Source organism: Limnochorda sp., from assembly GCF_047459355.1.
Taxonomy (GTDB): domain Bacteria; phylum Bacillota; class Limnochordia; order Limnochordales; family Limnochordaceae; genus Limnochorda.
Genome location: NZ_VSCV01000005.1, coordinates 42,955 through 60,244, shown reverse-complemented (window position 1 = coordinate 60,244; position 17,290 = coordinate 42,955). Strand labels below are relative to the sequence as shown.

The following is a 17,290-nucleotide window of genomic DNA, read 5'->3' as shown; positions in this document are numbered from 1 at the left end:
CTGGGGCCCTTAGGCGATGCGTTCCAGGGCGTCGCGGAGCAGCCTACCCGGCAAGAGGAAGGAGATGAGGATGAAGAGGCCGAGCCAGAGCAGGTGGGTGGTCAGGTTGGGGAGGGGGCTCCCCAGGATAAAGGCCCGGGCCAGCTCCACCAGGTGGTAGAGGGGGAGGAACTGGGCCACCTGCCGGAGGGCGGGCCCCAAGCTCTCCAGGGGGAAGAAGACGCCCGAGAAGAAGAACATGGGGGTGATCACCAGGTTGAAGTAGTAGGAGAGCTGCTCCTCCGCCCGGGCGGCCGCGCCCACAGCCAGGGCGGGGCCGGTGAAGATGAGCGCGGTGAGCAGGGTGATCACCACCGTGCCGGGCACGGCCCAAGGGCTGTGGACGATGCCGAAGGGGGCCATGAGGGCGAGGAAGCCCAGCCCGAACAGGGTGGTCCGGGTGGCCTGCCAGGCGAACTCCCCGGCCACGATCTCGCCCACCGAGAGGGGGGAGGCGATCATGGCGTGGTAGGCCCGGCTCCAGTGGAGGCGGTCGTAGCACCCGTAGGTCAGGTCGTACGTGATCCACGTCATGGCCGAACCGGCCAGCAGCCCCGGCCCGATGAACTCCAGGAACGAGTACTCGCCGATCCGGGAGACAAAGAGCCCCAGGCCCAGCCCCAGGGCCAGGAGGCTGAGGACCGGGTCCATCAGGTTGGCCAGGATGCTGGAGGCGGCATGACGCCGCCACGCCAAGGCGTTCCGCCGCCAGACGGTGAGGCTCCGGGCGTTGAAGTGGGGCCAGACCAGCGCTGCCCGGCGGGGGGCGCTGCGGGCCCGGCCCTGGGGAAGGTCTGAGGGGATCTCCACGCTCATGCCTCGCGCAACTCCTTCCCTGTCAGCACCAGGAAGACGTCCTCCAGGGTGGCCGCCCGGACCCGGAAGGAGAGGGGCCGTACGCCGCGCGCCCGCAGCCACCCCAGGATCTGGTCGCCATCGTCGCCGTAGAGGTAGAGGCTCTCCCCGATGGGATCGGCCCGGCGGATGGGGCCGGCGCCGTTGGCCGTCCCTGGGGGCAGGGCGCCCTCCCAACGGTCCAACTCCACCACCACCTGGCCCGAGTGGCGGGCCACCAGACGGTCGGGCGCGTCCTCCGCCACGACCCGCCCCTGGTCGACGATGGCCACCCGGTCGCAGAGCCGGGCCGCCTCCTCCATGTAGTGGGTGGTGAGGATGAGGGTCACCCCGGCCTCCTTCAAGGCGGCCAGCCGCTGCCAGACCAGGAGGCGGGCCTGGGGGTCCAAGCCGGTGGTGGGCTCATCGAGCACCACCAGCCGGGGCCGGTTGACCAGCGCCCGGGCGATGGCCAGCCGGCGCTTCATGCCGCCCGACAGGTGCATGGGCCGGACCCGGGCCTTCCCCTCCAGCTGCATCAGCTCCAGGAGCTCATGGCTCCGGCGGAGCGCCTCCTGGTGGCTGAGGCCGTGGTACCGCCCGTAGACGTACAAGTTCTCCAGGACGGTCAGGGATTCGTCCAGGTTGTTCTCCTGGCTGACGACGCCCATCTGGGCCTTTATGGCCGCGGGGGCCTCATCCACATCCCGGCCCAGCACCTCCAACTCCCCGGCGGTCCGGGGGATGCGGCAGGTGACCATCCGGATGGTGGTCGTCTTGCCAGCCCCGTTGGGGCCTAAGAAGCCGTAACACTCCCGGGGCCGGATGGTGAAGTCGATGCCGGCGACGGCCTCCACCGGCCCGTACCGTTTCACCAAGCCCCGGGCCCGGGCGACCGTTTGGCGCTCCTCCCTCACGCCTCATCCTCCCTCGTGGGGGCGGCCTGCTGCCGACCCGCGGGCCCTCCCGTCCCGGGCTGGGTGCCGCCCTGGGCCTCCAGGCGACGGAGGACCCTTTCGGCCACCTGGTCGGCCAAGGCGTCGAGGAGGGCCGGATCCGCCCCCTGCAGCTCCAGCCGGAAGGGCGGGGGCTCGACCTCCCAGTGGAGGCTGGTGTGGGGGTAGCTGAGGCGGATCCCCTCGGCATCGAACCGGTTCTTCACCCGCCGGCGGAACTCCCGGGCGATGGCGAACTGCTGCCCGGGTACGGTGGTGATGGTCAGCTTGAGGGTGACGCCCTCGGGGCCGAAGCCGTCCACCCCCAGGATGCTGATGGGCTGGGTGATCCCGGGGCCGAAGGTCTCGTCGGCCTGGAGCTCCTCGCCCACCTCCCGCAGGAGGGCCATCACCCGGTCCACATTCTCTGTGTAGGGCACGCTCAGCTCGATAACGGAGCGGGCCCACTCTTTGGTCCGGTTGGCCACCGTCTCGATCAGCCCGTTGGGAAAGATGTGGACGGTGCCGCTCAGGTCCCGGAGGATGGTGGTCCGGGGGTTGATGGCCTGGACCGTGCCGCTGGTCCCGTTGATGACCACCACGTCCCCCACCCGGAACTGGTCTTCCGCGAGGATGAAGAAGCCGCTGATGAAGTCCCGTACCAGGTTCTGGGCTCCGAAGCCGATGGCCAGACCGCCCACGCCTGCCGCGGTGAGGAGGGCCGCGGTGTTGACGCCCAGGACCTGGAGGCCCATCAGGCCGGCCACGGCCCAGATGGTGGCCGAGACCCCCTTCTCCACGATGTTGACCAGGGTCTCGGCTCGGCGCTGCCGCTCTTCATCCCGTTCCCGGTGGCGGCTGAGGGCCCCGTCGAGCCGGCGGATCAGGGGCCGGCTGAGGCGGTTGAGGCCCCAGGCCAGGATGAGCACCAGGGCCAGTCGGCTCACGATGGAGAGCAGCCGGGGAAGCCACGCCTCCCAGGTGACGAGATCGCTGATGACGCCTTCCATGACCGGTCTCTTCCCCTTTCTGTGGGGCGCCCCTCGAGAATGGCGCCCAGATGGCCAGGGGCCTTGGGCTTAGCCTATCAGACCTGGTTGGCCGCGGCGAGACCGGACGAGCCATCCACCAGTTCCCGGGCCAGGGCGAAGACCCGATGCCACATGGGGCGGGTGAGGCGGCCCGTCTGGGTGTTCTGCCGGCTGGGGTGGTAGCTGACCACGAGGTGGTGGGGCGGCCCGTCGGGCAGGGAGACCACCGCCCCGTGCTCGAAGGCGGGCCGGTTCGTCAGCCGGCCCTGCTCCTTCAGGAGCCCCGTGTACGTGTCGAAGGCGATCCGGCCCAGGACGAGGACCACCTCCACCCGGTCCAAGATGGCCAGCTCCCGCGCCAAGAAGGGCCGGCAGGCTTCCATCTCCGCGCGGGTCGGCTTGTTCTCCGGCGGCGCGCAGCGGCAGACCGCGGTGATGTACGCTCCCTTCAGCTGGAAGCCGTCGCCCCGGTGGGTGGAGGTGGGCTGGTTGGCGAAGCCGTACCGGTAGAGGGCCTCGGCCAGCCACTCGCCCGAGGCGTCGCCGGTGAACATCCGCCCCGTCCGGTTGGCGCCGTGGGCCGCGGGGGCCAGGCCGATGATGAGCAGGCGGGCGTCGGGGTCACCGAAGCCTGGAACGGGCCGGCCCCAGTAGACCTGGTCTTGGTACGCCCGGCGCCGGGTGGCCGCCACCCGGAGGCAGTGCTCCCGAAGGCGGGGGCACGCCTGGCAGGCGATCACCTCTTGGGCCAGCTCGTCCAAGAGCTGGGCCCGGCTTGGGCTTCTGTCAGGCATGGGGCCACCTCCTAGACACAGCAGAAGCCCCGGCCGCTCGCCGAGGCTTCTGGCTCAAGGCCCACCCCAGCGGTGGGGAACCTCTCACCGTTGGCCCAAGGGGATGAAGGGCCGGAGGGTGGGGCCGGTGTACTCGGCGCGGGGCCGGATCAACCGGTTGTTCTCGTACTGCTCCACCACGTGGGCCGTCCACCCCGACACCCGGCTCATGGCGAAGATGGGGGTGAACAGCTCGGTGGGAATGCCCATCACGTGGTAGCAGATGCCGGAGAAGAAGTCAACGTTGGGATAGAGGGCCTTCTCGCCCAAAACCTCCAGGACCACCCGCTCCACCTCGGTGGCGATCCGGTACCAGCGGTCCTCGCCCACCTCGGCCGAGAGGCGCTCGGCCATCTCCTTCAGGAAACGGGCCCGCGGGTCGTAGGTCTTGTAGACCCGGTGGCCGATCCCCATGATCTTCTCCTTGCGGGCCAACTTCTCCCTGACCCAGCCTTCGGCCTTCTCCGGCTCGCCGATGGTCATCAGCATCTCCATGGCCCGCTGGTTGGCCCCGCCGTGGAGCGGCCCTTTGAGGGCGCCGACGGCCGCGGTGATGGCCGAGTACATGTCGGAGAGGGTGGCCGCCGTCACCCGCGCGGCAAAGGTGGACGCATTGAACTCATGATCCGCATGGAGGGTGAGGGCGATGTCCAGGGCCCGCGCCTGCAGGTCGCTGGGCGGCTCGCCCTTCAGCATGGTGAGGAAGCTCCGGGCCACCGACGGCGCCTCGTCGGCCGGAAGGGGTTCTTGCCCCCGGCGGAGGCGGGCGATGCCGGCCACCAGGGTGGGCACTTGGGCGATGAGGTTGAGGGCCTGCTCCAGGGCCGCCTCCCGGGAGGTCTGGCCGGCGAGCGGGTCGTACTGGCCCAAAACGGAGACCCCCGTGCGGAGCACGGCCATCGGCTCATCGTGCTGGGCGACCGCTGCCAGGACGTTCCAGACCGCCTCCGGCACCGGCCGGCGGCGGACCAGCTCCCCCTGGAAGCGCTCCAGCTCCTGCTGGGTGGGCAGCTCGCCCATGAGGAGCAGGTAGGCCACCTCTTCGTAGGTGGCGTGGGCAGCCAGGTCGCGAATGTCATACCCGCGGTAGCTCAAGATGCCTTGCTCGCCATCGATGTAACAGATGGCCGACGGGGCCGCCACGACCCCCTGTAAGCCAGTCTGAACGGCCGACTGTGCCATGACCTTGCCTCCCCCAACTCACGGTGGCGACGGACCGCCAGCGGCTGGGCCCCGGCGCCGACCCCCAAAGGCACCGGTAGGCCCAACCCGGACGCTGCCGGCACGTCCGAGGCTTGATCCGAATCGCTACCGTTCAAGTCAATCGATCTTTTCGACAGCGAGAGAGATTCCCCTTCGATCCAATGACGGCCGCCGACGATTGGTTCCAGGGGCGGGGGCACGGGTGGACACGGGCTGCCGTGGGGTGCCGCTCTCCGGGGCGGGCCTTGCATCGACCCGGAGGCCCTTGAGGCACCCTGGAAGGGAACGGAGGGAGACGGTGGTCGAGTGGATCTTGGGGCACGTCAGGACCTTTGGCTACCCCGTGGTGGCGCTGGGGCTCTTCATCGACGGCCTGGGCTTGCCCTTTCCCGGCCAGATCGCCCTCCTCTTCGCGGGGTTCCTCGCCTCCCGGGGAGACCTTCACCTGGCGGGGATCCTGCTGGCGGGCACCGTGGGGATCGTGGCCGGCACGGGCAGTGCCTACTGGCTCGGCCGGGGGCAGGCCTCGCGGCTGCACCGCTGGCTGGAGCGGCTGGGCGTGGCGCCCGAGCGTCTCCGCCGGGCCCAGGCGGCCCTGGCCCGCTGGGGGATCTGGGGGTACGCCCTGGGCCACTTCGTGCCCACCCTGGGGAACGTGACCCCGTACCTGGCCGGGGCGGGCCGCGTCCGTCTTCTCCCTTTCCTGGTGGCGGCGGTGCTTCACGGGGCGGCCTGGGTGGGGCTGCCCGTGGCGGCAGGGTACGTCCTGGGCAGCCGCTGGCCCTCGGTGGCCGCCTGGTTGGGCCGGGCGGCCGAGTGGGTGGCCGTCATCGCGATCCTGGGATGGCTCCTCGTCTGGAGCCTAAGGACCTTCCGGACCCACCGGGAGCCTGCCTAGCTGCCGGGCCGGGCACGGCGGGGACAGGGCGGCTCGGACCCGGCGCAGAAGGCCTTGGGGCCCTGAGCCAGGGCCGCCTGGGGCAGGTGGCTTAGGGGACGGGGGGCGGCTGGAGCTCGGCCACCTGGCCGAAGGGGTTGGCCCGCCGGCAGAGCCAGGCCAGGAACCGGGCAGCGCCCCCCGCGTGGCGCAGGAGCCGCCGGGCGTGGGCCTGGAGGTGGGGGCCCTCCGCCTTCGCGTCGGCCAGGTAGAGGCCGGCCAGCCCCCAGAGGACCAGCCGATGGAAGGCGGGCTCCGGCAACCGGTCGATCTGGCGGGCCGCCTCCTGGGCAAGCAGGCGGAGGCGGGCTTCCGCCTCGTCCAGGGACGGGTAGCAGGCGACGAAGTTGAAGTCGCCGCCTTGTCGGTCCTCCTCCAGGTCGATCAGGTAGTCGAGGAGGATGTGGTACGCGGTGAGCCAGGGGACGTAGGCGGCCTCCAGGCGGTCCAGGTGGTCTGGGGGGGCCCCGGCGGCCGCGGCCAGGGCGAAGATGCCCAGGGTGGAACCGGCCGAGGCGGCAAACTCGTACCACCGCACTTCCGGCCAGGGCGCCCCCTCCGCCTCGGCCCACGCCTGCAGGGCCGGGCCCCGCCGGCCCGTCTCCAGGTGCTTCAGCACCTGCATCCGGGCGAAGCGGGCGGCCAGGGGCACCAGGCGGGGGCTGAGCTCCCAGGCATCCAGCTCGGCCAGGGCCGCCCGGCAGTGGGTCACCAGCTCCTCCAGATAGCCCCCGTCCTGGGAGGCGGTGTGGAACCGGTAGTAGCCGCCCCGGGGGGGCTCGGCCGACACCCCGTCCACCATCGCCTGGTGGAGACAGGTCAGGTTCGCCTCCCGGCGGGCCGGGGGCTGGCGGTCCCGGTCGGCCAGGTTGTCCAGGTAGTCGCTGATGATTTGGTAGGCCACCGCGAAGCGGACCAGGGGCGCGGGATCCCGGCGCAACGCGCCGTAGACCGCGGCACCCAGGGCGTGGAAGCGCTTGAAGTGGAGGCTGTCCAGGGCTTGGCGGCGGAGGGCGGGGTCGGGGATGGCTTCGGCCCGCTGGATCCAGCGGGCCACCTCCCGGTGGGCCAGGGGGAGGACGCTGCCGAAGAGCCTCCCCAGGTGCCAACCGTCCCCGGCCCGACCCCTTCCTCGGACGCCCCTTTCCCGAACCGACGATTGGACTGCCGTACGCCCCACCCCCTGGCGGGCGCCCCTGGCCTCCCTTGGCGGGCCGCCCGGAGGTAGTCTCTCCCATAGGTCAGGCACCCTTGCACGGGCGGTCGCCGCCTGGCTCGGGCGGCAGGGTTTGGCCCAGGGCCGGCCGAACTGGAGGACGGGCCGGTTGGGGGAAGGGCTCGGTGGCAGGAGGTGGAGGCGGTGGCGCCTCGAAAGGAGCGGCTTGCGACGGGTGGGCAGGGCAGGGGGTGGGCCCGGTGGGGGGCTCTGCTTCTGGCGGGATGCCTCCTGGCGGCGGGGAGCGTCGACCTGGGAGCTGGGGCTCAGGGCCAGCCGCCGCTGCCGACGGTGACGGTCTGGCTGCTGCGGCTCGATCCCCAAGCGGAAGGGGAGGGCTTCCTGGGCCAGGTGGTGGCGGAGCTGGCCGACGAGCCCGAGGAGCGGCGGATCGGGCTCATGGGCCGGACGGAGCTGCCGCGGGGGCAGGGCATGCTCTTTGTCTGGCCCGTTGAGGAACCCGTCAGCATGTGGATGCGCTTCACCCGGATCCCGCTGGACATGATCTTCGCCGACCGGTTCGGGCAGATCGTCCGGATCACCCGGAATGTGCCGCCCTGCCCCGACTCGGAGCCCAACTGCCCCGTTTACCCCTCGGGGCAACCGGTGCGCTATGTCCTGGAGCTGCCCGCCGGCGAGGCGGACCGCTTGGGCCTCCGGGAGGGCGACTGGCTCCTGGTGCGCGCGCCTTGACGGGGCTCTTCTTGATGGGAGCGCCGGGAAGGGCGGGCCTCAGCTCGGGCGGGCGGGCTCGATGCCGACGGGACCCTCCCACTTGCCCTCCCGGGGGCTCATGGCGAAGGTGAGGATGCCCTCGGCCGCCAGCTCATCACCCACCCACGCCTTCCCCTGGCACTTGACGATGGCCCCCCGGCGCTTGAGCAGCTCAATCTCGATCCTCAGCTGGTCGCCCGGGATGACCGGCCGGCGGAACCGGGTCTCGTCGATGCCGGCGAAGAGGCCGATGGTCTCCGCATACTCGGGGATGCGGTAGAGCACCGCCGAGGCGACCTGAGCCATGGCCTCCACGATGAGAACCCCGGGCATGACGGGCCACTTGGGGAAGTGCCCTTGGAAGAAGGGCTCGTTGTAGGTCACATTCTTCAGGCCCACCGCCCGGCGCTCGTCCACCTCCAGGATCCGGTCCACCAGGAGGAAGGGGTAGCGGTGGGGCATCAGGTTGAGCAGCCACTGGATGTCGTGCACGTCCTCGCCTCCTCGGGTCCTTGGCCGCCGCCTGCTTCGACGGCCGAAGTGAGAACTCCTCTCTGCAAGGGAACGGATGGTCTCCCGCCCAGGATCCCCCTTTCATGGCCCGTCCCGATACGGTATCCTGGAACCGGAGGCCGGGCGGCGCGGGCCGCCGGCCTTTCTGTTGTCGCCAGAAGCGGCGGGTAGGAGGCAGAGTCTTGCGGATTGCACTGATCGGGCTGCCCCAATCGGGCCGGAGTACGTTGTTCAGCCTGCTGGTGGGCCACGAGGGCCGCACCGAACGGAGCGGGGTCCAACTGGGGACGGCCAACGTGCCCGACCCCCGGCTCGACCTCCTGAGCCGAATGTTCCAGCCCAAGAAGACCACCTATGCCCGGCTGGAGCTGGCGGATCTGCCCCCGCTGGATCCCGGCGGGGGGAGCGGCGGCCAGGGGATGAGCGCCGCCGCCTTCCTCCAGCAGGTCCAGGAGGCGGAGCTCCTGGTCCACGTCTGCCGGGCCTTCCACTCCGATTACGTCCCCCATCCCCTGGGGGAGGTGGACGCCCGGCGGGACGCCCAGCGGGTGGAGGAGGAGCTGATCCTGGCCGACTGGAGCCTGCTTTCCCGCCGGCTGGAGCGGATGGCCAAGGAGATCTCCAAAGGGGACGTGGCCAAGCAGCAGGAGCAGGCGGTCCTGGAGCGGGTGGTGGCCGCCCTGGAGGAGGGCCGGCCCGTCCGGGCGCTGGAGCTGAGTGAAGCGGAAGCGCGGACCCTGAGGCCCTACACTTTGCTCAGCCAGAAGCCCTGCCTCTTGGTGCTGAATGTGGACGAGGAGGGCTGGAGCCGGGCCGGCCGGGGGGAGGAGCCCTTTGCGGGGGCCCGGGAGCTGGAGGCGTGGGCTGAAGAGCACCGGCTTCCTTCCATCCTGGTCTCGGCCGAGCTGGAACGGCAGGTCGAGGAACTGGATCCCGAGGACCGGGCGGAGTTCCTGGAGGCGCTGGGCATCAAGGAGCGGGGGCTGGACCGGGTGGCCCGGGCGGCCTACGAGGCCTGCGGCCTCATCTCTTTCTTCACCGTGGGCGAGGACGAGGTGAAGGCGTGGACCGTCCGCCGGGGCGCCACCGCCGTGGAGGCGGCGGGGAAGGTCCACTCGGACATCGCCCGGGGCTTTATCCGGGCCGAGGTCTGCGCCTACGACGACTTGGTCCGCCTGGGGAGCCTGGCCAAGGCGAAGGAGGAGGGGGTCCTCCGCCTGGAGGGGAAAGGGTATCCCGTTCAGGATGGGGAGATCATCCACTTCCGGTTCAATGTCTGAAGCCCCACGGGAGCTCCGGACCCGGCGATGGGTCTGGCCCATGGGATGAAAAGAGGTGGCTTGCGGTGCGGTACACAACCTACCGCCTCAACGGGGCGGACCGGGTCGGGGTGGTGGCGGGGGAATTCCTCTACGATCTGGCGGAGCTGATCCGCATGGAGGGGAAGGAGAGCCTCCCGGCCCATGGGCCCCGGCCCGAGACGATGCTGGATGTGATCCACCTGGGCCCCAATTTCTGGCAGCAGGTCACCGCGTGCCTGGAGGCGGCGGAAGTTCGGCGGGCGTCCGATCCTGAAGGCTGGCGGCTCTACGTGGACCAGGGGGTGGTCCGCTCCCTGGACGAGCTGGAGCGCCAGGGCGGCCGCTTGCTCGCCCCCATCCCCCGGCCGGCCAAGAACCTGGTCTGCCTGGGGCGGAACTACCGGGCCCATGCCGAGGAGCGGGGTGAGGAGGTGCCCCAAGCCCCCATCTTCTTCACCAAGGCGCCCACCTGCGTCATCGGCCCCGGGGAGGCCATCGAGTACCCCAGCGTCACCCAGCTCCTCGACTACGAAGGGGAGCTGGCGGTGGTGATCGGGCGGGGCGGCAAGCAGATCCCCAAGGAACGGGCCCTGGAGCACGTCTTCGGGTACACCATCTTGAACGATGTGACCGCCCGGGACGTTCAGCGCCTCCACCACCAGTGGTTCCGGGGGAAGAGTCTGGACACCTTCGGGCCCATGGGGCCCTGGATCGTCACGGCCGATGAGATCCCCGATCCCCAGGCCTTGAGGATCCGGACCTGGGTCAACGGGGAGCTCCGCCAGGACGCCCCCACCAGCCAGATGATCTTCTCCGTGGCCGAGATCATCGCCTGGCTCTCGGACGGGATCACCCTGGAGCCGGGCGACATCATCGCCACCGGCACCCCCGCCGGCGTGGGCGAGCAGGCGGGCCAGGTGCGGCCCCTCCAGCGGGGCGACCGGGTCCGGATCGAGGTGGAAGGGATCGGCACCCTGGAGAACCCCGTCGTCTAAGAGGCCAGGACGGAAAGGGCCAGAGGGGCTGGGAGGGCCCGGTGCCGCCGGAAGGCGGGCCGGGCCCTCGGCGCGCTGGGCCACGACCCGCCGGGTTTGGGGACCCAGAAGGCCCACAGCCCTTGACAGCCCGCGCGAACCGATGTTAGATACGGCAAACAGCAAAATTAGCCGGGTCTAAAACAGGTCGGACCCGGATCCAAGGGAGGCGGAACAGCGGTGAGCAGGCGATGGCGGTGGCTCTCCCGGCTGGGGGTTGGCTTGGTGCTCCTGGGCGGGCTCCTCGGGCTGGCAGGGTGGGGGGCAGAGGCCCAGGCGGGCGACGGCCTGCAGGTGGTGGCGACGACCAACATTGTGGCCGACGCCGTGCGGAACGTGGTGGGGGAGGCGGGGACGGTGGTGGCCCTCATGGGACCGGGGGTGGATCCCCACCTGTACCAGGCCTCCCAAGGGGACGTCCGGCGGTTGGCGGGCGCGGACATTATCTTCTCCAACGGCCTCCAGCTGGAGGGGCGGTTGGGCGACGTCCTGGCCCGCATGGCCCGGCGGGTTCCCACCTACGCGGTCACCGAGCTTCTCCCGGTGGAGGAGCTCTTGGCCGCCGAGGGCTTCGGGGGCGCGTACGATCCCCACGTCTGGTTCGACGTCCGCCTCTGGATGAAGGCGGTGGAACGGATCCGGGACGCCCTGGTGGAGGTGGACCCGGAGAGGGCCCCCATCTACCAGGCCAACGCCCGTGCTTACCTGGAGACCTTGGCCGAGCTGGACGCTTGGGTGCGGGAACGGCTGGCCCAGATCCCCCCACAGCGGCGGGTCCTGGTGACGGCTCACGATGCCTTCGGCTACCTGGGCCGCGCTTACGGCCTGGAGGTGGTGGGCCTCCAAGGGATCAGTACCGACGCGGAGTACGGTCTGGCGGACGTCATCCAGCTGGTGGACCTCCTGGTGGAGCGGCAGATCGGCGCGGTCTTCGTCGAGACGAGCGTCTCTGGCCGGGGGATCCGGGCGCTCATCGAGGGCGCCGCGGCTCGAGGGCATCAGGTGGCCTTGGGCGGGGAGCTCTTCTCCGACGCCCTGGGGGCCGAAGGGACCGCGGCGGGGACCTACGTGGGCATGATCCGGCACAACGTGGAGACCATCCTCGCCGCCCTCGGCCCCGAAGGGCCGGGCGGCTCGAGCCAGGGAGGGATCTGAGCCGTGGCTGCAGCGACGGGCACGGTGGATCTGGCCGTCCAGACCCGGGGGCTTTCGGTGGCCTACCGGAAAGAGCCAGTGCTCGAGGGGATCGATCTGGATCTGCCCCGGGGCACCCTGGTGGGGCTGGTCGGCCCCAACGGGGCGGGGAAATCGACCCTGCTCAAGGCCCTCCTGGGCCTGGTGCCCCTCCGGTCGGGCTGGGTCCGTCTCCTGGGCCAACGGGGGGCGGAGGCCCGCCGGCGGGTGGGCTACGTGCCCCAGCGGGAGTCGGTCGATTGGGACTTCCCCGCCACCGTGCTGGATGTGGTGCTCATGGGCCGGTACGGCCGGATCGGCCTCTTCCGCCGGCCCTCCCGCCACGATCGGGAGGCGGCCTGGCAGGCCCTGGAGCAGGTGGGGATGGCCCCCTACGCCCACCGGCAGATCAGCCAGCTCTCGGGCGGCCAGCAGCAGCGGGTCTTCCTCGCCCGGGCCCTGGCCCAGGACGCGGCCCTCTACCTCATGGATGAGCCGCTGGCGGGGGTGGACGCGGCCACGGAGACGGCCATCATCACCCTGCTCCAGGAGCTGCGCGCGGCGGGCAAGACGGTGCTGGTGGTCCACCACGACCTGAACACGGTGGAGGCTTTCTTCGACTGGCTGGTCCTCCTCCATCGGCGGGTGGTCGCCGCCGGCCCCACCGCCGAGGTCTTCACCCCCAAGCATCTGCAAGCGGCCTACGGGGGGCGGCTCCTCTCGCTCCCGGCGCCGGTGGGGTCGGAGGCCTCGGCCCCTTCGGGGGTGAGGCTGTGACCTGGGAGGCGCTGATCCTGTTGCTGAACAGCCCCAATGCCCGCTGGGTCCTGGCCGGCAGCCTCCTCCTCGGCGCGGGCTGCGGGCTGCTGGGCACCTTCGCCCTCCTGCGCCGGCGGAGCCTCATGGGAGACGTCCTGGCCCACGCGGCCCTGCCGGGGGTGGCCCTGGGCTTCTGGGTGACAGGCGCCAAGTCGGTGGCGCCCCTCTTGGTGGGCTCCCTGGTGACCGGTCTTCTGGGCGCGGCGGCGGTCGACGGGATCACCCGCCACTCCCGCATCAAGGAGGAGACGGCCCAGGCCCTGGTGTTGAGCGTCTCGTACGGGATGGGGGTGGTCCTTCTGACGGTCCTAGCCCGGACGGGATTGGGGGGCCAGTCGGGGCTCAACCGCTTCCTCATCGGCCAGGCCGCCTCCCTGGTCCGGTCCGACGTGCTCGTCATCGGCGGGGCGGCCCTGGCGGTCACCCTGGGGGTCCTCCTCTTCTTCAAAGAGCTGAAGCTGCTCGCCTTCGATCCCGAGTTCGGGGCGGGGCTGGGCCTCCCCATGGCCCTCATGGACCGGCTCTTGATGGGGCTGGTGGTGGCGGCGGTGGCCGTCGGCCTGCAGGCGGTGGGGGTGGTGCTGGTGGCGGCCCTCCTCATCACCCCCGCGGCAGCTGCCCGCTTCTGGACGGAGCGGCTGGAGCGGATGGCCATCCTCTCGGCGGCCTTCGGGGGGCTGGCGGGCGTGGCGGGGGCCCTTATCAGCCTCAGCCGGCCCCAGCTGCCCACCGGCCCTTTGGTGGTGCTGGTGGCCACCGGACTCCTCCTGATCTCGATGGCCTTCGGCAGCAGCCGGGGCCTGGTGGTGCAGCGGGTTCGGCAGGCTGGGATCCGCCGCCGGGGCCTGGCCGGCGGCACCCCGGTCCGGTGGGAGGGTGAGGCGTCATGACTCCCCATGATCTGTGGATCCTCCTCACCGCGGTCCTGGTGGCGGCCAGCTTGGGCTTCGTCGGTTGCTTCCTCATCCTCCGCCGCCTGGCCATGGTGGGCGACGCCATCAGCCACTCGGTCCTCTTGGGCATCGTCGTCGCCTTCCTGCTCACGGGCAGTACGGGCCTGCTCCCCATGGTGCTCGGGGCGGGGGCGGCGGGGCTCTTGAGCACCTGGATGGTGGAGCTCTTGCGGCGGGCCGGGGTCCAGGAGGACGCGGCGACGGGCATCAGCTTCACCGCCTTCTTCGGCCTGGGGGTGGTCCTCCTCACCCTGCACGCGGGCGATGTTCACCTGGACACCCAGCACGTCCTCTTTGGCGACCTGGTCTATGTGCCCTTCGACATCCTGGCCTGGCGGGGCTGGGAGCTGGGCCCCCGGGCCGTCTGGACGGTGGGGGGCGCCCTCCTGATCGCTGGGCTGACGACCTGGCTCTTCTTCAAGGAGTTCAAGGTGATCGCCTTCGACCCGGCCTTCGCGGCCGTGGTGGGGCTCCCCGTCGCCTGGATCACCTGGCTCCAGACGGGGCTGGTCACCCTGGTCACGGTGGCGGCCTTCGAGAGCGTGGGGGCCATCCTGGCGGTGGCCATGCTGGTCGCGCCCGGGGCGACCGCGTTCCTCCTCACCGACCGCCTGGAGAGCATGCTGGGGCTGAGCGTGCTGGTGGGGGTGCCGGCCGCGGTGGCCGGGTACGGCCTGGCCTCCTGGTTCGATCTCTCCATTGCCGGGGCGACGGCCACCATGGCCGGTCTCCTCTTTGCCCTGGCCCTGCTGCTCGCCCCCCACCAGGGGCTGCTCGCCCGCTGGCGGGCGAGGCGCAGGACGCCCGCTTAGGAGGCGGGGGTGCCGGAGGCCGACTGGCTCGGGGGCTGGGTCACCATCTTGGGCGTCGGCGGCCGGTCCAGGACCAGGAGCTGGGCCTGCACCTGGGCGGCCAGAGCCTCCTGGGCGTGGGCCAGATCCCGCTGGGTGGCCAGACCCCGGGCCAGCTCCGCGTTGCGGCCCAGAATCTGCTGGGCCGTCGCGTGGAGCTCCTCCATGGCCGCCGCCGTCTCCTCCAGCTGGGCGCTTACCTCTTCGATCCCCGCCGCGGCGTCGGCGAACCGGCGGCTCACCTCGTCCCGGAAGGCCTCCTGGTGCGCGGCCAGCTCCCGCATCTGCTCGCCCTGGCGGCTCACCTCCTGGAAACTCTCCTCCAGGGCGACGAAGAGGGTGTCCAGCTCGCCAATGGTGGCCGCCCCCGCCTGAACCTCAGCCACCAGGGCGGCCGCCTGGCCTGCCACCTGCTCGCTGGCCCGGTCCAGCCCGTCCACGATCCGCCCAATGGCCTGGGCCGACTCCCGGCTGCTCTCGGAGAGGGCCTTGATCTCCCGGGCGACCACCGCGAAGCCCTGGCCCGCTGTCCCGGCCCGGACCGCCTCGATGCTGGCGTTGAAGGAGAGGACCCGGGTCCGCTCGGCGATCTCGGCCATCGCCTGGACGATCTTGTGGATCTCCCGCATCTCCTGCCGGAAGCCGGCGAGCCGCTGGGTCAGGGTGCCGAAGTGGACCAGGTTCTGCCGGAGGCCCTCCAGGCCTTGCCGGAGGTTGTCGGCGCCGGCGCGGACCTGGGCGACCACCTCGTGGACCTTCTCCGAAGCCTGCTCTACCGAGTGGGTCGTCTCGGCAAGGCGCTCGCTGCTGGCTTGGACCTGGGCTTCCACCTGGCTCAGCTGCTGGCTCAGCCGGTTGACGGCTTCGGCCGCGTGGCGGCTCCCCTGGGTGATCTGATCGGCGGCCGACGTGGCCTCTTCCATCCCTGCCCGGACCTCCTCGGAGGTCTGGACCATCTCGCCCAGCCAAGCGTCCAGGCGGGAGGCGTTCTCCGCCGTCTTGGCCGCATCGGCCTGGATGGCCCGCACGCTGGCGCGGAGCCGGCGGAGGTTGGACCGGCCCAAGAGGCCGTTGAAGAGGAGCAAGAAGGCCCCCAAGGCGGTAAAGAGGCGGATGCTCAGGGCCGCGGTTTGGGTGGCCTCCTGGGCGATGGTGGCCGTCCCTCGGCGGACCTCTTCCCGCAAGCCGCGCAGGAGCTCGGCCAACGCCGCGGCCTGGGCAGAGGCCTGGCCGATGAGGTCCTCCTGCTCCCGCAGGTCCCACGACTGGCTGAAGGACCTGAAGATTTGCTCCAGAGCAAGGGAACGATCGATCGCCTCCTGCCAGAGCTCCCGGTGGTCTTCCGCCTGGGCCGCCGCCCCTTTCAGGAGGTCCACCCAGTCCACCGGGTTCTGGGCGGCGGAGAAGTTGGCGAGGAAGCCGAAACTGAGCGCGTAGGTGCGGAGGCCTTCGCCCCCTGGGGGAAGGCTGAGAAGGTAGGCCGAGCGGGTCCGTTCCAGGCGGGTCTCCACCTCCAGAACGGTCTCCAACAGCTCCAGCTCCCGGTCGGCCAGGCGGGCCGCCTTCTCGTTTAGGAGGCTGGTGACGCCGGCGCCGGCAGCGACCAACAGGATGATGAAGAGACTGGAGACGACCAGAAACCAGGTCAGATCTCGACTAGCAGTCCGCTGTCCCTTGGTCCAACCCTTGGCCATAAGCTCACCCCGGTCCCCAAAGGCTCTCGGCGCAATCTCCGCAATCTCTTTGCTCATGCCTTCGGCTTGCATCAGCGAGAACTTGACGAAGGGGCTCGGGAGGAGCCGCTCGGCTCCCTGGGGAACAGGAGTCCGGGTACCATTGGGCCGGTCAGAACGTAGGCAGGGTCATCGGGGGGAAGGGTTGTGGGCGTGACCATCAAGGATGTGGCCCGGGCCGCGGGGGTTTCGCCGTCCACGGTCTCCCGGGTCATCTCCGATCATCCCCGCATCAGCCAGGCCACCAAGGAGCGGGTCCGGCGGGTGATGAAGGAGCTGGGCTACCACCCCAACGCCATCGCCCGGAGCCTGGTCACCCAAAGCAGCCGGACCATCGGGCTGGTCCTCTCTCGGGCGGCGGAGACGGCCCTGGCCAACCCCTTCTTCCCCGAGGTGATCCGGGGGATCGGCGCGGTGGCCAACCAAGCCCGCTACGCGCTCCTGCTCTCCACCTCCCTCACGCCCCAGGAGGAGCTGGACGAGTGCGTGGAGATGCTGGAGAGCCACCGGGTGGACGGGGTGATCCTGCTCGCCTCCCGGGTGAAGGACCGGCTGGTCGCCCGCCTGGTCCAGGAGGGCCACCCCTTCGTGGTGGTGGGCCGGGTCCCGCAAGGGGAAGGGGTCTGGTGGGTGAACACTGACAACACCCAAGCCGCCCGGGAGGCGGTGGAGCACCTCCTCGCCCTGGGCCACCGGCGCATCGGCTGCCTGGCCGGGGATCCCGACTACCTGGTCACCCAGGACCGGGTGGCCGGGTACCGCCAGGCCCTGGAGGAAGCGGGGATCCCCTTCGATCCCCACCTGGTCCGGTACACGGACTTCTCCCGGGACCAGGGGTGGGCGGCGGCCCGGGAGCTGCTCCAGCAAACCCCTCAGCCCACCGCCTTCTTCGCCACCGACGACCTGCTGGCCTGGGGCGCGGTCCAGGCCGCGGGGGACCTGGGCCTGGCGGTGCCCGGCCAGGTCTCGGTGGTGGGCTTCAACGACGATCTCCTGAGCGCCTACGTGGCCCCCCCGCTGACCACCGTCCGGGTGCCCGTCTTCGAGCTGGGCCGGGTGGCCGCCCAGCTCCTCCTGGAGCGGCTCCAGAACCCGGACGCCCCGGCCCGCCAGGTGCTGGTCCCCACCGAACTGGTCGTGCGGCGGTCGACGGGGCCCGCCCCAGGGTGAG

General features: G+C 71.1%; 17 protein-coding genes. 9 read left to right on the top strand and 8 right to left on the bottom strand.

Going from position 1 to position 17,290, the window contains the following annotated elements; genetic code table 11:
* Positions 1-9: 9 nt before the first annotated feature.
* From FWJ67_RS03585 to FWJ67_RS03565, 5 genes are all read right to left on the bottom strand, one after another.
* On the bottom strand, positions 10-855 hold the full coding sequence (locus FWJ67_RS03585; protein WP_304174345.1) for an ABC transporter permease: 846 nt from the start codon (positions 853-855) through the stop codon (positions 10-12).
* A complete protein-coding gene (locus FWJ67_RS03580; RefSeq protein WP_304174347.1) occupies positions 852-1,790 on the bottom strand; it encodes an ABC transporter ATP-binding protein in 939 nt (312 codons plus the stop codon). Before FWJ67_RS03580 ends, FWJ67_RS03585 begins: the two co-directional genes overlap by 4 nt.
* The gene (locus tag FWJ67_RS03575) at positions 1,787-2,818 is read right to left on the bottom strand and encodes a mechanosensitive ion channel family protein (protein ID WP_414482177.1); all 1,032 of its coding nucleotides are present in this window, start codon (positions 2,816-2,818) and stop codon (positions 1,787-1,789) included. Before FWJ67_RS03575 ends, FWJ67_RS03580 begins: the two co-directional genes overlap by 4 nt.
* Positions 2,819-2,895: 77 nt before the next feature.
* A complete protein-coding gene (locus tag FWJ67_RS03570) occupies positions 2,896-3,633 on the bottom strand; it encodes a uracil-DNA glycosylase (protein ID WP_304174351.1) in 738 nt (245 codons plus the stop codon).
* A gap of 84 nt (positions 3,634-3,717) precedes the next feature.
* Positions 3,718-4,854, bottom strand: coding sequence for a citrate/2-methylcitrate synthase (locus tag FWJ67_RS03565; protein WP_304174353.1), 1,137 nt, complete (start codon positions 4,852-4,854; stop codon positions 3,718-3,720).
* Between the two features lie 319 nt (positions 4,855-5,173).
* Between FWJ67_RS03565 and FWJ67_RS03560 the strand changes: the two genes are divergently transcribed.
* Positions 5,174-5,773 (top strand): DedA family protein, encoded by a 600-nt coding sequence (locus FWJ67_RS03560; RefSeq protein WP_304174355.1) that lies wholly within the window; start codon positions 5,174-5,176, stop codon positions 5,771-5,773.
* A gap of 91 nt (positions 5,774-5,864) precedes the next feature.
* Here the strand turns inward: FWJ67_RS03560 and FWJ67_RS03555 are convergent, their stop codons facing one another.
* Positions 5,865-6,992 carry a DUF2600 family protein gene (locus FWJ67_RS03555; RefSeq protein WP_304174357.1) on the bottom strand — a complete coding sequence of 376 codons (1,128 nt, stop codon included), beginning with the start codon at positions 6,990-6,992 and terminating at the stop codon, positions 5,865-5,867.
* A gap of 180 nt (positions 6,993-7,172) precedes the next feature.
* Here FWJ67_RS03555 and FWJ67_RS03550 point away from each other — a divergent pair, with 180 nt between their 5' ends.
* Positions 7,173-7,721 carry a DUF192 domain-containing protein gene (locus FWJ67_RS03550; protein ID WP_304174359.1) on the top strand — a complete coding sequence of 183 codons (549 nt, stop codon included), beginning with the start codon at positions 7,173-7,175 and terminating at the stop codon, positions 7,719-7,721.
* Between the two features lie 39 nt (positions 7,722-7,760).
* Here the strand turns inward: FWJ67_RS03550 and fabZ are convergent, their stop codons facing one another.
* Positions 7,761-8,234, bottom strand: coding sequence for a 3-hydroxyacyl-ACP dehydratase FabZ (gene fabZ, locus FWJ67_RS03545; RefSeq protein WP_304174361.1), 474 nt, complete (start codon positions 8,232-8,234; stop codon positions 7,761-7,763).
* Between the two features lie 203 nt (positions 8,235-8,437).
* On the opposite strand from fabZ, the gene ychF reads away from it, so the two are divergent.
* The 6 genes from ychF (at position 8,438) to FWJ67_RS03515 (ending at position 14,347) form a co-directional block, all read left to right on the top strand.
* Positions 8,438-9,535 (top strand): redox-regulated ATPase YchF, encoded by a 1,098-nt coding sequence (gene ychF / locus FWJ67_RS03540; protein WP_304174364.1) that lies wholly within the window; start codon positions 8,438-8,440, stop codon positions 9,533-9,535.
* Between the two features lie 65 nt (positions 9,536-9,600).
* Positions 9,601-10,551: a fumarylacetoacetate hydrolase family protein gene (locus FWJ67_RS03535; protein ID WP_304174366.1), complete on the top strand. Its 951-nt coding sequence runs from the start codon at positions 9,601-9,603 to the stop codon at positions 10,549-10,551.
* Positions 10,552-10,770: 219 nt separating this feature from the next.
* Positions 10,771-11,745, top strand: coding sequence for a metal ABC transporter solute-binding protein, Zn/Mn family (locus tag FWJ67_RS03530; protein ID WP_304174369.1), 975 nt, complete (start codon positions 10,771-10,773; stop codon positions 11,743-11,745).
* A 3-nt stretch (positions 11,746-11,748) separates the two neighbouring features.
* Positions 11,749-12,540, top strand: coding sequence for a metal ABC transporter ATP-binding protein (locus FWJ67_RS03525; RefSeq protein WP_414482578.1), 792 nt, complete (start codon positions 11,749-11,751; stop codon positions 12,538-12,540).
* Positions 12,537-13,472 (top strand): metal ABC transporter permease, encoded by a 936-nt coding sequence (locus tag FWJ67_RS03520; RefSeq protein ID WP_304174373.1) that lies wholly within the window; start codon positions 12,537-12,539, stop codon positions 13,470-13,472. The genes FWJ67_RS03525 and FWJ67_RS03520 overlap by 4 nt, the downstream gene beginning before the upstream one ends.
* Positions 13,469-14,347, top strand: a complete 879-nt coding sequence (locus FWJ67_RS03515) for a metal ABC transporter permease (RefSeq protein ID WP_414482153.1) — start codon at positions 13,469-13,471, stop codon at positions 14,345-14,347. Before FWJ67_RS03520 ends, FWJ67_RS03515 begins: the two co-directional genes overlap by 4 nt.
* On the opposite strand, the gene FWJ67_RS03510 is transcribed toward FWJ67_RS03515, so the two are convergent.
* Positions 14,344-16,137 carry a methyl-accepting chemotaxis protein gene (locus FWJ67_RS03510; protein ID WP_414482154.1) on the bottom strand — a complete coding sequence of 598 codons (1,794 nt, stop codon included), beginning with the start codon at positions 16,135-16,137 and terminating at the stop codon, positions 14,344-14,346. The two genes, FWJ67_RS03515 and FWJ67_RS03510, sit on opposite strands and share 4 nt — an antisense overlap.
* Positions 16,138-16,266: 129 nt before the next feature.
* Here FWJ67_RS03510 and FWJ67_RS03505 point away from each other — a divergent pair, with 129 nt between their 5' ends.
* Entirely contained in the window at positions 16,267-17,289 is a 1,023-nt protein-coding gene (locus FWJ67_RS03505; protein ID WP_414482577.1) for a LacI family DNA-binding transcriptional regulator, read from the top strand.
* Position 17,290: the final 1 nt, after the last annotated feature.